This window comes from Paenibacillus polymyxa, from assembly GCF_001719045.1.
GTDB classification, from domain to species: Bacteria; Bacillota; Bacilli; order Paenibacillales; family Paenibacillaceae; genus Paenibacillus; species Paenibacillus polymyxa_B.
In genome coordinates, this window is the sequence record NZ_CP015423.1 from 1,962,906 (window position 1) to 1,977,773 (window position 14,868).

13 protein-coding genes are annotated in these 14,868 nt (G+C 47.2%); 1 reads left to right on the forward strand and 12 read right to left on the reverse strand.

Features of this window, described 5'->3' with window-relative positions; genetic code table 11:
- Window positions 1-97: 97 nt before the first annotated feature.
- The 10 genes from AOU00_RS08910 to AOU00_RS08955 form a co-directional block, all read right to left on the reverse strand.
- Window positions 98-781, reverse strand: a complete 684-nt coding sequence (locus AOU00_RS08910) for a hypothetical protein (protein ID WP_039273932.1) — start codon at window positions 779-781, stop codon at window positions 98-100.
- A 116-nt stretch (window positions 782-897) separates the two neighbouring features.
- Complete coding sequence (locus tag AOU00_RS08915) at window positions 898-1,392, reverse strand: putative periplasmic lipoprotein (protein ID WP_039273930.1); 495 nt, start codon at window positions 1,390-1,392, stop codon at window positions 898-900.
- Window positions 1,393-1,420: 28 nt separating this feature from the next.
- The gene (locus tag AOU00_RS08920; RefSeq protein ID WP_069290435.1) at window positions 1,421-2,284 is read right to left on the reverse strand and encodes a leucine-rich repeat domain-containing protein; all 864 of its coding nucleotides are present in this window, start codon (window positions 2,282-2,284) and stop codon (window positions 1,421-1,423) included.
- Window positions 2,285-2,415: 131 nt separating this feature from the next.
- Window positions 2,416-3,717, reverse strand: coding sequence for a pyrimidine-nucleoside phosphorylase (locus AOU00_RS08925; RefSeq protein WP_025722513.1), 1,302 nt, complete (start codon window positions 3,715-3,717; stop codon window positions 2,416-2,418).
- A gap of 32 nt (window positions 3,718-3,749) precedes the next feature.
- On the reverse strand, window positions 3,750-4,457 hold the full coding sequence (gene deoD, locus AOU00_RS08930; protein ID WP_039273925.1) for a purine-nucleoside phosphorylase: 708 nt from the start codon (window positions 4,455-4,457) through the stop codon (window positions 3,750-3,752).
- An 88-nt stretch (window positions 4,458-4,545) separates the two neighbouring features.
- Entirely contained in the window at window positions 4,546-5,730 is a 1,185-nt protein-coding gene (gene deoB, locus AOU00_RS08935; RefSeq protein ID WP_172828280.1) for a phosphopentomutase, read from the reverse strand.
- Between the two features lie 29 nt (window positions 5,731-5,759).
- A complete protein-coding gene (locus tag AOU00_RS08940) occupies window positions 5,760-6,938 on the reverse strand; it encodes a NupC/NupG family nucleoside CNT transporter (RefSeq protein ID WP_039273923.1) in 1,179 nt (392 codons plus the stop codon).
- 75 nt (window positions 6,939-7,013) lie between these two features.
- Window positions 7,014-7,409 carry a cytidine deaminase gene (locus AOU00_RS08945; protein WP_029519322.1) on the reverse strand — a complete coding sequence of 132 codons (396 nt, stop codon included), beginning with the start codon at window positions 7,407-7,409 and terminating at the stop codon, window positions 7,014-7,016.
- A 31-nt stretch (window positions 7,410-7,440) separates the two neighbouring features.
- On the reverse strand, window positions 7,441-8,103 hold the full coding sequence (gene deoC / locus AOU00_RS08950; protein WP_039273921.1) for a deoxyribose-phosphate aldolase: 663 nt from the start codon (window positions 8,101-8,103) through the stop codon (window positions 7,441-7,443).
- A 208-nt stretch (window positions 8,104-8,311) separates the two neighbouring features.
- On the reverse strand, window positions 8,312-9,247 hold the full coding sequence (locus AOU00_RS08955) for a DNA-binding transcriptional repressor DeoR (RefSeq protein WP_039273918.1): 936 nt from the start codon (window positions 9,245-9,247) through the stop codon (window positions 8,312-8,314).
- 275 nt (window positions 9,248-9,522) lie between these two features.
- Here AOU00_RS08955 and AOU00_RS08960 point away from each other — a divergent pair, with 275 nt between their 5' ends.
- Window positions 9,523-9,936, forward strand: a complete 414-nt coding sequence (locus tag AOU00_RS08960) for a chemotaxis protein CheW (protein WP_069290436.1) — start codon at window positions 9,523-9,525, stop codon at window positions 9,934-9,936.
- 60 nt (window positions 9,937-9,996) lie between these two features.
- Here the strand turns inward: AOU00_RS08960 and AOU00_RS08965 are convergent, their stop codons facing one another.
- Together AOU00_RS08965 and AOU00_RS08970 are read right to left on the reverse strand one after the other, a co-directional pair.
- Window positions 9,997-11,118, reverse strand: a complete 1,122-nt coding sequence (locus tag AOU00_RS08965; RefSeq protein ID WP_069290437.1) for a slipin family protein — start codon at window positions 11,116-11,118, stop codon at window positions 9,997-9,999.
- Between the two features lie 822 nt (window positions 11,119-11,940).
- Window positions 11,941-14,859 (reverse strand): glycosyl hydrolase, encoded by a 2,919-nt coding sequence (locus AOU00_RS08970; RefSeq protein ID WP_069290438.1) that lies wholly within the window; start codon window positions 14,857-14,859, stop codon window positions 11,941-11,943.
- Window positions 14,860-14,868 lie beyond the last annotated feature (9 nt).

The window sequence follows — 14,868 nt, forward strand, 5'->3', positions numbered from 1 at the left end:
ATGTATCATCTGTACTTTTCTTTCTTTAAAGGGGGGCAGTCAGAAACATGATATATGTTTCCGACCGTTTAGAGGTCATTTACACACGGAGTACGACTTAGTTGGCAACCGTTTCAAGATTAATCGAAAAGACTCCAAAAAGCTTCGGATTGTCCGTAGCTCTTCTCAACCACAGTTCACCGGAACCCACCATGACTCCCTGATAATTAACAAACAAATCATCTGTCTTTTGATTCACCAGCGCCTCGCGAATTGCGTCCGTAAAAATCTGATCATACTTGGCCAAAAAATCTTTCTTATTCGGAATCGTTAGCGACTTTTCACTATCATTAACACGCAGAGGGTACAAAATATAATCGGCCACTTTCTCCTTGTCATTGTCGGCAACTGCCTTCTGCAGCGCTTTGAACGTGTTCAAAAACGCTTTAGGATCTTGAATACCTGCTACCTCAAATGGATTTTGCGATGGATTGGAGACTGCCGGAGAAGAAGATGTATCCGATGAAGCAGCTGGAGCCGAAGGAGCTGACTTTTGTGCATCCGTACCGCTGTTTTCTGCACTCTCGCTCTCTTTCGCTGCTTTGTCACTTTGGGCTGAACCGCTACGATTACCACCGGCTCCGTTCTCGATTACGCTTGTACTGCTTCCAGTATCAATGGTTTCAGCATTCTTATCCTGACCACAGCCAGTAAGTGCTACAAAAGTAAGTGTAAGTAAAATGGCTGTGAGTGACAGCCTCCGTGACATCTTTTGATTACCGAATTCATGGTTTTTGGGCACAACGGGTCATCCTTTCTGCTTTCTGCTCTGACCTATTCTGTTCATTAAGTCTTCAACCGTTCTATTGTAACATAAGTAGACTAATGACCGCATGTCGCCCCCTTTTTGGAAGGAGCTTACAGTGTAATATATGCGAAGGTTTTAACGTTTCCTTGCGATCCATCGTCCGTACTTACTTTCAAAATCATCTCTTTCAAGGAGTCATTTGCAGCTTCATCCTGCCCCTCTGGCTTTACAAACAGCAGATCGTGGCGTTCTCCCGGCTGCAACGTTTGGCTGGAAAACCCGCTCGTTGACCCTTGCAAGTCTAATCCATTCGCACTATTGAGCTTGTATTGTACGGGTTGCTTTCCTGTATTCTTGATACTGATGTACAACTTGTGCCCCTCTTCAAATCTAAAGCTCGTTTGTCCTTGTCCTCCAAATTGCATTCTTTGGTCATGTACGATACGCTTCGCTACGCCCCCTTGCTCATTCTGCTTGCTAAGCGGTGCTGCCTGATGCGTTACACTCGCCGATGATGTAGTATGCGTGCTCGTTGAAAGATTAGCAAAAGTGGCATAACCCACAATTGCCCCTGCAACCCCCATCCAAACCCATTTCTCCACCATTTGATTTCCTCCTCTTCTTATCTATCCTTCAGTCGTCACCGTGATTGCACAGATGGAACGGCTTATCTTCTATAAGGAAGCGATCAAGCCAAGTCATTTTATATATAAAGTCGGGTGCCGGGCGATCATAGCATCCACAGCTGATCCTCAGGCTTTTGAGCCGGGTCAGCTTGGCAATATCAGCCGGTAGCTCTTCCAAATCCGCTACTTGTATCGTCAGTGACTCCAACGATTCCAATTCGAACAAAGCATGCGGTAGTGTTCGTATATCCTGCTCGAAAATGGTCAGATGCTTCAGAGAATGCAGTTCTCTAATCCGTTCCGGTATCTCCCTCAAGCCAAACGACATAAGCTCCACTCGATCCGGTTGATTCCGAATAGCATCGTTCAGAAAAACATCTATATTCTGATGATATTCAGGTTTGTGAATAAACACACCGGGGATAAGCTTCTCCAATTCATCCGCTTCTTCTGTAGCCATGTTTAGTCTACCTATTCGTTCGTGAGCTATGTTAATGATCCAATCCTCTCCATCCGCATTCTGGAAGCACAAATCTTCAGGCAATTGGGGATGTACCCAGGAAAACAGACTGGACGCCGCTTGCTTTAATAGTCCCCCTGCCTCAGGCGCACATTGGTATCGGTAAAATGTTCCTTGTGTGTAGGCAATGGAATGCATGCCCCTAATTTCCTCATATGAGTGTGTGGACAGTAAAAAAGGTTTCAATTGCTGTAACAATTCCTTGAACAGGACATCCTGGTCGATCACTCCATTCTCATCCTCTGTCGCCCATTTATGTATGCCTAGCATAAACGTGTCTGCCCGTTCCATAGCATAATCAATCAGTCTTTCATAGGCTGCCCCCCGAACATCGCTGTATAATCTGAACATGTCTCTCCCCCTCTGTGCCCTCCGCCTTACAATAAAAAAAGCCGAACTCATATCTATTATGAGTCCAGCTGTCATATTTTTCAAACTTAATCAAAGACACCCAATACGACTTTTTGTATAGGGCTTACCGCTTACTCTGTCACCGTTCCGTAGATCAGCACTGGTGCTTCCGCATGATCCGCAATACGGATGTTCGCGTAGATTTTCTCCAGTACTTGAGCTACATCTTCACGGTTCGCATGGATGGTAACCAGTGAATCGCCTTTTTGAACAGCATCCCCGACCTTTTTGTTCAGCATCAAGCCGACAGCCAGATCAATCTCGGATTCTTTGGTCGCACGTCCTGCTCCAAGCAACATCGCAGCGGTACCGATTTCGTCAGCCACGATTTCAGCTACCACACCGTCCTGCTTCGCAGGCACCTCAATAAGATACTGTGCTTGTGGCAAGCGTTCAGGATGATCCACCACAGAAGCGTCACCACCCTGATTCGCAATAAACTCTTTGAATTTCTCCAGTGCTTTTCCATTGCGAATGACTTCTTTGAGCTTTTCTTCGGCGTTTTCCAGGGATTCTGCTTTCCCTGCCAAAAATACCATCTGACTGCCCAAAGCCATACACAGCTCTTCCAGATCTTTCGGTCCTTCGCCACGCAGCGTATCAATCGCTTCTTTCACTTCCAGCGAGTTACCGATGGCCAGACCCAGCGGTTGACTCATATCGGAAATGACTGCCATCGTTTTGCGACCCACATTGTTACCGATGCTCACCATGGCATGTGCCAGTGCTTTGGCATCATCTACGGTTTTCATAAATGCGCCTGCACCTGTTTTTACATCGAGCACGATGGCATCGGAGCCGGCAGCGATTTTCTTACTCATAATCGAGCTGGCAATCAGCGGAATCGAGTTGACCGTCGCCGTAACGTCACGCAAGGCATAGAGCTTTTTGTCCGCAGGTGTCAGGTTGCCGCTTTGTCCGATGACCGCAATTTTGCTGCGATTCACCAAATCCACAAATTCGTCCTTGCTGATTTCGACGTGGAAGCCTGCAATAGCCTCCAACTTGTCGATTGTTCCTCCGGTATGCCCGAGGCCGCGGCCTGACATTTTGGCTACCGGAATGTCCAAGGCCGCTACGAGTGGAGCCAGTACCAGCGTTGTTGTATCACCCACACCGCCAGTGGAATGCTTATCGACCTTTACACCTTCAATCGCGGACAGATCAATGGTATCACCCGAATGAACCATCGCCATCGTCAGATCAGCGCGTTCGCGTTCAGTCATATCTTTGAAGAAAATGGACATCGCCAATGCACTGACTTGATAATCGGGAATTTCACCCTGAGTATAGCCTTGGATAATAAAATTAATTTCCTCCGTACTCAGTTCTTTTCCGTCACGTTTTTTCTCAATCAAGTCTACCATTCTCATATGTCATTTCTCCTCACTGTGCGTATGATCGTTTACAGAGATACTGCTGTATCCAGTGCAACTTCCATCATTTCTTTAAAGGTTGTTTGCCGTTCTTCCGCGGTCGTTTCTTCCCCCGTCAGCAAATGATCGCTTACCGTCAGAATCGTCAGTGCGTTTACGCCAAACTTGGCTGCCAACGTATATAAAGCCGAAGTTTCCATCTCTACACCCAGCACGCCGTATTCCATCAGCTTTTGTACCACTGATTTGTCATCACGGTAGAAGCTGTCTGAGCTGAATACATTACCGACATGCATGTTCAAGCCTTTGGCAACACCACGATCATAAGCGCCCTTCAATAGATCGAAGCTGGCAATCGGCGAGTAGTCGTAGCCGCCAAAGATATGGCGGTTCATACCGGAATCCGTACAGGATGCCTGTGCCAAAATGACGTCACGAACGTGCACATGCTCCTTCATTCCGCCGCATGTACCTACGCGGAACAGGTTTTTCACACCGTATTCGCTAATCAGTTCGTTGACATAAATACTGATTGAAGGCAGCCCCATCCCAGTTCCCTGCACAGATAGGCGTTTGCCTTGGTACGTACCCGTGAATCCGAGCATTCCGCGAACCTCGTTGTAACAGATCACGTCCTCCAGATACGTTTCAGCAATAAATTTTGCCCGTAGCGGGTCTCCTGGCAGCAAAATCGTTTCTGCAATTTCTCCGGGTTTGGCTCCAATGTGTACACTCATATTTTTTATTCCTCCGTCCCATTTGTCCATGCTTGTATCGTTATTTATATCGTTACTAGTAATCTTGCTTACTCTTGCTAGTCCTTGATTACTGAAGCTCTGCCAAAAAGCTCGTTCCGTGTTCAGGCAGTTTTACACCAAAGTTATCTGCTACAGTCGCTCCAATATCAGCAAAGGTTTTACGAACCGCAAGCTCCTTGCCCCCAGCTGTAAAACGCGGGGAATATGCCAGCAAAGGTACATATTCGCGGGTGTGATCCGTTCCACGATACGTCGGGTCATTCCCATGATCTGCAGTGATGATCAGCAGATCGTCATCGGTCATTTTGGCAAAAACCTCTGGCAGACGCGCATCGTAATCGTCCAAAGCTTGACCATATCCCTGCGGATCACGACGGTGACCGTATACAGCGTCAAAGTCCACCAAATTCAGAAAGCTTAATCCGGTGAAGTTCTCATCGAGCGTAGCCACCAGCTTATCCATGCCGTCCATATTGGACACCGTACGCACCGCCTTCGTCACACCCTCACCGTCATAAATGTCGGAGATTTTACCCAAGGCGATCACATCCAGGCCTGCATCCTTCAGCTCGTTCATGGTGGTGCGACCAAACGGCTTGAGCGCATAATCATGTCGATTGGAGGTACGGGAGAAGTTCCCTGCCTCGCCTACGAACGGACGTGCAATAATGCGACCCAGCATGTACGGATCTTCCAGCGTGATTTTACGGCAGAACTCGCAAATCTCATAGAGCTCCTTCAAAGGTACAACTTCCTCATGCGCCGCAATTTGCAGCACAGAGTCCGCCGAGGTATAGATGATGAGCGCTCCAGTTTTCACGTGTTCTTCGCCCAGTTCATCAATGATTTCCGTTCCGCTAGCAGGCTTATTGCCAATAACTTTGCGACCTGTGTGCTCCTCAATGCGTTGAATCAGCTCATCCGGGAACCCATCAGGAAATACACGGAAAGGAACTGCAATGTTCAAGCCCATGATTTCCCAATGGCCCGTCATCGTATCCTTGCCATTGGACGCTTCCTGCATCTTAGTGTAATACGCGAGCGGCTTGTCGGCCGCTGCTACCCCTTCTATGGAACGAATATTGGACAGACCGAGCTTACCCATATTCGGCATCTTCAGGCCACCGCGTTCGCGGGCAATATGACCGAGCGTATCTACATCGTAATCATCAAACTGGGCAGCATCCAGCGCTTCGCCGATACCAACCGAGTCCATAACCACCAAGTGAATCCGTTTGAATTTAGACATCATAAAAATCCTTTCCTGACTCGCTGTTTTTTTTACAAAAACAACCCTGCAATCGTTGCCGACAGCACGCTAACCAGCGTTGCCCCGTACAACAGCTTCAGACCAAAGCGGGCCACCACATTTCCCTGTTTTTCATGCAGACCCTTCACAGCCCCGGAAATGATACCGATGGATGAGAAGTTAGCAAAGGATACGAGGAATACCGATACGATCCCGACCGTGCGCTCCGACAAGCCTGTTTGCTTGGTCAGATCCAGCATGGCCACGAATTCGTTGGATACGAGTTTGGTAGCCATAATGCTGCCCGCCTGAACGGCTTCGTTCCACGGAATACCCATGACAAAAGCGAAAGGCGCAAACACATATCCAAGCAGCGCCTGAAAGCTGATTCCAAACAACCAGGAGAAAATTCCGTTAACCATGGCAATCAGCGCCACAAAACCGATCAGCATTGCAGCTACCGTAATAGCAACCTTGAAACCGTCCATAATATATTCCCCGAGCATTTCGAAGAAGGACTGCTTCTCTTCCTCCTGAACCTCCAGTAAATCGTCTTCCTTCTCAATCTTGTACGGATTAATAATGGAAGCGATAATAAAGCCGCCGAACAGGTTCAATACCAAAGCTGTGACCACATATTTGGGATTTAACATTTGCATGTAAGCTCCCACAATCGACATGGACACTGTAGACATCGCAGACGCACACAGCGTATACAACCGATGTTTTGGCAGCAGACCAATTTGCTTCTTAACGGAAATAAACACCTCGGATTGACCCAAGATAGCCGAAGCTACAGCGTTGTAGGATTCCAGTTTACCCATTCCGTTTACTTTGCTCAAGACAAGCCCGATATATTTAATAATAAAAGGCAACACTTTTACATATTGCAAAATACCAATCAGCGCGGATATGAACACGATTGGCAGCAGTACACCGATAAAGAACGGTGCTGCTCCTTCATTCGCAATTCCGCCAAAAACGAAGTTAATCCCTTCCATAGCATAATCAATCAGACTTTTAAACCCTTTTGCAAAACCTTTGACTAGAATTTCACCAATCCCTGTATTCAGCAATACAAAAGCTAGCGCCGCCTGCAACACAACCATAACCACCAGCGGACGATATCTGATTTTGCGCTTGTCACTGCTGGCAACGTAAGTAAGTGCAAATACAACAAGCAGTCCCACCAGAGCGATTACATATTTCATTTAATTTCCCCCTCATTACATTAAGCGCTTACATTACCCATAAAAAGAATGCGCCCCAAAGAGGCATTCTTTTTTTTATTTCCCCAGATCCGCAGGTCGAAAGGCACCCGGCAGTAATTGATCCACCGTCCACTCTTCCGTGTTGCCATGAAGGTTTGTCAGATAAATTTTGGTATCTTGATGAGCAAATTCGGAAATGACCTGACGACAGGCCCCACATGGAGACACAGGCCCTTCCGTATCAGCTACAACCGCAATCGAATCAATTTTACGGCAGCCTTCGGATACCATTTTAAAAATCGCTGTCCGCTCTGCACAATTGCATAAGCCGTAGGAGGCATTTTCCACATTACATCCGTGATAAATCGTGCCATCGCTTCCGAGAACCGCAGCACCCACCTGAAAATTCGAATACGGAACATATGCCTGTTTACGCGCCTCAAGCGCTTTTTGAATCAATTGATCCTTCATCGCGAATCCCTCCATGACTTTAAAATGAAACTTAGTAGGAAGATGTAGACTGCTCACCCTCGATGATCTTCACACCGGAACTTGCACCGATCCGACTTGCGCCAGCTTCTACTAATTTTTGCACGTCTTCCAGACTGCGTACACCGCCTGAAGCCTTAACACCAATCTCAGGTCCTACCGTTTTGCGCATCAAAGCCACATCTTCCGCAGTAGCTCCACCTGTTGAGAAGCCTGTCGAGGTTTTCACAAAATTCGCTCCCGCTTTGACGGACAGCTCACATGCCAGTACCTTCTCTTCGTCTGTCAGCAGGCAGGTTTCGATAATCACTTTTACCAGTGTACCGGCAGCTGCCTCCACGACCGCACGAATGTCCTGCTCGACGAGCTGTACATCACGTGCCTTCAAAGCGCCTATGTTAATAACCATATCAATTTCAGTCGCACCGTTAGCAATAGCATCTTTCGTTTCAAATGCTTTTGTTGCGGACGTGCTCGCTCCCAGCGGGAAACCGATAACTGTACAGATGGCTACGCCTGTGCCTGAGAGCTGTTCTGCTGCATAAGCTACCCACGCCGGGTTCACACATACAGAAGCAAACTGATATTTTTTGGCTTCGGCAGTCAATTTCGTAATTTCATCCTTCGTCGCATCTGCACGCAACAATGTATGGTCGATTAATGCTGCAATGTTCATATCTAAAAGCTCCTTCATTAGATAAATAGTGTGAAGACAAAAGTCATTTATTTCTCTGTGATGAGACCATCATAGCACGGCTTTGAACATATGTAAAACACATTTTGAAATTATGTTCAAGCTTATGCACAAGGCGTCACCTACAATTCATATTACCCTGTAGGGACGTGCCATAACCGTATATTTTGCTGGGTTGAGACGACTTGCTCTATTGTAAAAGTGCTTGAGCCGTAAACTGATCCGTCACCAAAATATTCGCATACTTGCCACGCAGCGATGCTCGAATGGCCTCCACTTTACGCTGGCCTCCAGCGACCAGAATGGACTTCTCCTTCTTTCGCAAATCAGGCAAATCAATCCCGACGGTACGGCTATTGATTTCCTGACTGCATATATTGCCCTCAGCGTCAAAAAAGCGCGAGCAAATATCGCCCTTGCCAATTCTTTGCAGTAGCTTCTGCTCTTCCCCGTTAAAATAGCCCAATCGGAACAGCAACGCATCCTCCTTGACCGTCCCCACCGTAAACACAGCGATGTTCGCCTGCTTGCCAAGTTCGATAATGCGCTGGATATGCCGATCCTCCTCGACCATTTTCTTAACAGCGTGACTGTCGAAAATCACAGGCAGCGGTAAATACCTTGCTATGGTATGAAAGGCTTCTGCGAACAAATTCACGGTTTCCACGGCATATGTGTTGACATGTGAATGGCTCACGCCTCCTTTGAGCTGAACCACCTCAACACCCTTGACCTGCTTTTGTTGGAGATGAAGCGCCACGGCATGCATTGTTGTTCCCCATGTCACTCCAATAATATCAGCATCCTGTACCGTTTCATGCAAATAATCGGCTGCTTTTTTGCTAATATGCTTCTTAATCTCCTGATATTCATTTAACGGTGAATAACAGACTAACACGGTATCCAGTCCGAATTTCTTCTTCACCTGCTCTCCGAGCGCGTCCATATCCTCCATCGGGTCCACAATACTGATCCGCACGTATCCCTGTTCCTTGGCAGCCTGAAGTAACCGCGATACCGTAGGACGCGAAACCCCGAGTCTGACTGCGATATCTTGCTGACTGTAGTCGTTTAGATAGTATAATCTGGCTGCCTCGATACTTAATCGCTGCTTTTCATGATCCATTCTACCTCAACCCGCTTATCTTAAAATGTAGTGCCATCGGACACAGCTTTAGTCCCCAACATTATATATGAAGGGAAACGTGAAGCCACGCCTTAGCCGTATGATTGTTAATTTGGAAGATTTAACTGCTCGTTTGTGATATTCTGTGATTAACTACAACTACTTTACCGCATTCTCAACTTTATCGTTCCATCTGTCAAAACGCAATAGCTAACCCATTTTACCGCTCATTCACAACCTGTGATGGCTTATCTGAATATGTAAGGAGAATTGCTATGTCTGAATTTATTGTGTGCAGTCTGGCGGACAAAAAGTTCGCTTTAAACTTTGTGGAAGTAGAAGAAGTCATGAATGCCAAAAAAGGGACTCCACTTCCCTTTTCCGAAGCGTGGCATGAAGGAATGGTAACTATTCGCGGTGGTGTCTTTACAATCCTTAATTTACGCAAAAAACTGCTTCTTCCTGCATCAAGCGATTCCTCCGAAGACAAAATGATTTTGCTCAGCCGTGCGAAGATTGCTCTGCTTGTCGATCAGGTGGAGGACACGGCTTCTGCCGAGGACAGTCAGCTACAAAGCAATGAGGAAGAATGGCAGCGCGAGTTGTTCCCTACTGTGATGGAGCATCAGGGTACCCTCATTCCGGTGATCGATATGGACGCTTTTCTTGCATCCACCAAGACGAACTAAAACGCAAAATACTCCCGAACCTTGAGCCGGCTTGCACTCATCGTTCGGGAGTATTTCCAGTTATTGGAGTCCCTGCCCCTCTTTCATGTGAACCAGCGTGTTCAGCTGCTCCAGCAACGTATTCCCGCCAGTCAGCGAAATCGTGCCAATCTTCTCGCAGATTTTTTCCATGAATTCCAGTTCTTTAAGACGATAGAGGGTGGCATTCTCGTCCATCAGCTTGGCCGTATTGAGCAGACTACGAGTGGATGCCGTCTCCTCACGTCGTGTGATAAGGTTGGCCTGTGCCTTCTTCTCTGCCAACAGCACGGTATTCAGAATATCCTTGATATCCCCTGGCAAAATAATATCCTTCACCCCTGCTGACGTAAAAGTCACTCCATATTCGCCGCTCTGCTCATTTAGTCGAGTCAAAACATATTCCGCAATCTCCTGCTTCATTTTCAGCAAATCATCCAGCTTCATCGTGCCAACGTACTCACGCAGCAGCAGTTGAAGCATAATGTACATTTGTTCCTCGTATGCTCGGAATTCCAACGCCCGCAACGGGTCGATGATACGGTACTGACAGACAAAGTTGAGGCGCAGCGTGATTTTGTCCTCTGTCATGATTTCCTGTCCCATCAGGTCCAACTGCTGCTGTCGCATATCTATCGTTTTGATCTCTGTATTCACTGTGGACATCCAGAAATAATATTTGCCCGGTTTCAGCTCACCCTGCAACACATTATCGTAATACAAAAAGCCCATTTCATAGCTGGCCACCTGAAGTGCCTTCCAGAAGCCCGGTGTCTTGGACAAGAATGCTTGCCCCAACAATGCCTTATCAATTGCAGGCTGCCGAGTATCTGCACGAACAAAACGATGCTCCTTAAGCATGTTCCAAAAAGCATATTTCCCAGCCGTCAGAAGCCCCACAAACCGATTATCCTCATAATGCAATACATATTCATGGTCCTCTACATCGATGACATTCAATTGTTCAAGCAATAGGGGATCTGCCAAAAACAAACGAATATCATGACCCGGTACAAAAAATGGTTCGGCTACATTCAAAATTTCAACTGCTTCCTGCTGAAATGTCTTTAATAGGTAAGTTCCTGGGTGCAACAACTTGTGGTAGCTTCCTTTTTTGAACAGCAGCCCGCGCTCATCAGATTTAATCGTTATCTTCTTAAACATCGTATCACTCCTAGTATTTAAAATCCTCCACTTAAAAATGTACATTTCCGTGTGTAGCGGCTCCACGTTCCATTTGATCTTCCGATCGCTGTTGCCACTGAATTTTTGGATTTGATGAACCCGTTATAGGGTTAAAATTCAGTGGCAAAGGCGAACGCTTCGCTTCTCCAGATTCAAATGGACCGCTCCGCTGATTCGCGCATAGTCAACACACATTTTTAAAATGAGGATTTTTTTTTATTTTTTTAGTAGGGTTAGGACCCTTGCAGAGCATTCCTTCGGGGTGGACGGCGGGGCCAAGCTTGAGGAAAAAGGAAGATACCGCCTGTTTCCGTGTTCTAGGGATGGGATTCATCAGCCCAACATCGACTGTGAATCTGTATCCCCGAGACCTCAAAACCTGTCGGCGCTTGCTCTCTCCGGTATCCGCTGGCCGCATAGCCATCGCCCCGATATCTGTCATCGAGACCAGACATGGGATGCTCTCATCCGGGTCTTTTCATTGTTTTTATTCGATCATTCGAATACTCTACCAGAAGTCGCGTGGAAGGCGATTGGGAATTGAACCCTAATTGTTGATAGATACATCAGATTTACAGGATACCTGACCCCATCAGGGTAGGCACTGCGGGACCTTTGGAAATCCACGCCTCGGTAATATCTTCCTGTATCAGCCTTTATCATTATCGCGCAACCTGGAACTCACGAACATGGCGAAAGTATTACGACCCTATAAAAAAAGATACAGGAGAAGCGTATGTGCTTCCCTTGTGTCTTTCTTTCTATAGTTAACTGTCGCGTTCGTATCTTAGGTCTGATCCACTAGGATGTTTTTTCGAAAACGGGATCAACGCTCGGTAGTGGAAGTTGTGGAACGTCTGTCGTTGTAGAAGAAGTCTGCTGGTGTGTATAGCTGAATGAAGGGGTCTCGTATTGCAATCCCGCCTTTTCATAGGTAAACCAATAGCTGACAGCCTTCCCGATATCGAGGTCTGTAACCCGCTGCTCCCAGACACCGCCGTTGTTTGTCATCCGGTAATTGAGCTGTTGTCCACCCGTTAAAGTATAATGCACGTCAACATAGGCTGAGGCTGTTTTGGGTGTAAATTGAAGCAATGCTTCACGATCGCTGACAAAGCGAGCTCCTACTTTATAATCTTCCGTTTCTCCGCCACCCTCATTACCACCAGATGCTGGCTCTGTCGTTACCCCTACCGCATTGCTTGCTGCAGATAGGTTACCAGCTGCATCTCGAGCCTTAACGGTAAAGCTGTAAGTGGAAGCTGCACTCAGCCCTGTAATTGAAGCGGAAGTACCGCTTATCTCTGCTGCCTGAGCCCCGTCCTTATAAACGATATAACCCGTAACGCCAACATTGTCTGTAGCTGCATCCCACTCCAGAGTGACCGCCGAAGCCGTTTTGGTCGTAGCTCGAACATTCGCCGGGATGGATGGAGCCTCCGTATCAGGCTGCGGATTGCCACCGTTGCTTCCATTTCCGGTATTAAAGCTATTCGGCTGCACAGTAATACTATGCCCATCTGAGAAGGTTACTGTTTTGACCTGGTTTGTAAAATTGTAGGCCACATAAGTTTTTACACCGTTTTTATGAAATACGGCATAAATAGGTGAATTAGCGGTGATGCTGCGGTCGATGTTGCCTAAAGCATCCAAATTGTAGATCCAGTGGTAGGCATTCGCCTTGGAATTCCCCGCTTCCGGTGTCATGGCCGCTACGCGTGCACTGAATTTGGCCTTGGCATCGGACGGGTTCGAGATTGCTCTGTACATATACACAATATCTTCCCATGGACTGAAATTCCCACCGCTTTTTCGCAGGAGATCGTTATAGTTCTTAGCCGCATACTCCGAATATTGCGTCAGATACAAGGAGGCCGAGGTAATCGGGAGCCAGTTGATACCATGCACCTCTGTGGCATTATCGGTCCACCATGTTGCATTCCCTACCGTTTTACCACCCCAGATCATGCTTGCCGTCGCGCTTTGCATCCCTGCAGGGGTGTTTGTGCCATGCACATCAAACCAGTATTCGTTAATGGCGTTCATTTCCGTTGTGTATAGATAGATGCCGAGATCACGAGTTTGAGTATTTCCCGTCGCCTCGCCCCATAAAATAAGACCGGCCCAAGCATTCATCGCTTCCGAGGAGGATTCGTTGTTGTTGCCGTCGCCAAATTTGGCATGGCCGGAAGCCCAGGTATGCCCGGCATAGGGATCAAAATTACGCAAATACGGAAATTTTGAATCAGACCTGTCGGTATTGGCAATGTCGCGAATGAGCAGCTGCACCATTTGTCCCCATTGGGAATCGGATGCCCAGTTCTTGTCCACACGTGCAATTTCGGCTGCGGCCTTGATAAAGTATCCATAATGGAAGTGATGGTCATTTAATTCTACCGCACTACCAAAGCTGTCAGGATAACCGATCAATGTCCCCCAATGGTTGTTATACACAAATAGACTGGAGCTTTTCAGATTCCCCGAGCTGTCACTGGCCTTAAACCAGTCCTGCAGCCGGCTTTTGATCTCATTGCGGAACTGGGTCGCTGCTGCGGTATTGCCAGCCTGGTCGGCAATCGGCGCCAGCGCTGCCAGCTTGCCCAGACGTTTTCCAGTCCAGTACGTGTCTCTATCGCCGGAGTAGACTTCCGCTTTCGCTTCGTCTATATAACTGTTGAGCGTCTTTTTATCGTAGGACCCCAAGTCGGGCAGGGAAGGCAGTACCCCTGTAAACTTCATTTTCGTTTGAAAAGAAGCACCCTCTGCTGTTTTCATCAGACCACGTACAGAATTGTACGTATAGCCTAGCAGGGGTTGTGATGAATTTTTCCACTGATGTGGGTATAAGGCAAAAATAGTGCCGCTTTGTGTACCTTCCTTCGCTGTTGTTGCAACAGTAAAGGTGGTCGTTACCTCGGAAGAGGCTTCGTTATAGCTGTACTGCGCTTTGGAGCTTGTAACGAAAGAATAGGCGTATTGCTGAAATTTGTCCAATGTCGCGGTTGTTTTGTCAGGCAAAGCCGCCACTGTAAAATAGTTTTTCCCGTTCAATTGATTGATCAGAGTACTCGTTCCGAGGCCAGACCAGGTAGTGCCGGAAGGACCAAACAGACCATAGTGTGAGCCATTAACCGTAATGCCAAGCACAGGAGAACTAGCTGACCCAGACCATACCTCTGGCACCCCATTAAATGAAAGCTTGGGATTGCCACCGCCAAACTCAAAAAAAACATAGGGGGAGCCGTGTCCATAGGTAGCACTCATTTTATTGCTGCCGCTTTGAAATAATGATTTGACAAACCAGTCGCTGAAACCGTCCACCTTGGCGTCGGAAAATGAAGCGCTTACAGAATGGCCGACGGTAAAATCGTTCACATCATCCATCCAGCCTGCGATGTATCCAGGATTTACTGTAATTTTCCCACTCGGGTTAAAGATGCGTAAACCGTTTTGCTGATTTTTCAAGGCAAGGGGATGCGGATATTGAGCCTCGGAGTACGGTACCCAGGCTAGACTGCTCCACCAGTCATTGGTAGGCATTGGGCTGGTTACATTCGCTGTTTTGTAAATCTCGGTTTGCGGTGTTGCTGCTCCGGTAGGTAGTGTGGTTGAATATGAGCCAGCGCCTTGTGTGACCTCACCCGAAAAGGCTTTAGTAGAAACTGGTGCAGCTAAAAATATCAGACTGGCACTTAACAAGCATAATATCGTTTTTTTCACAACCTACAT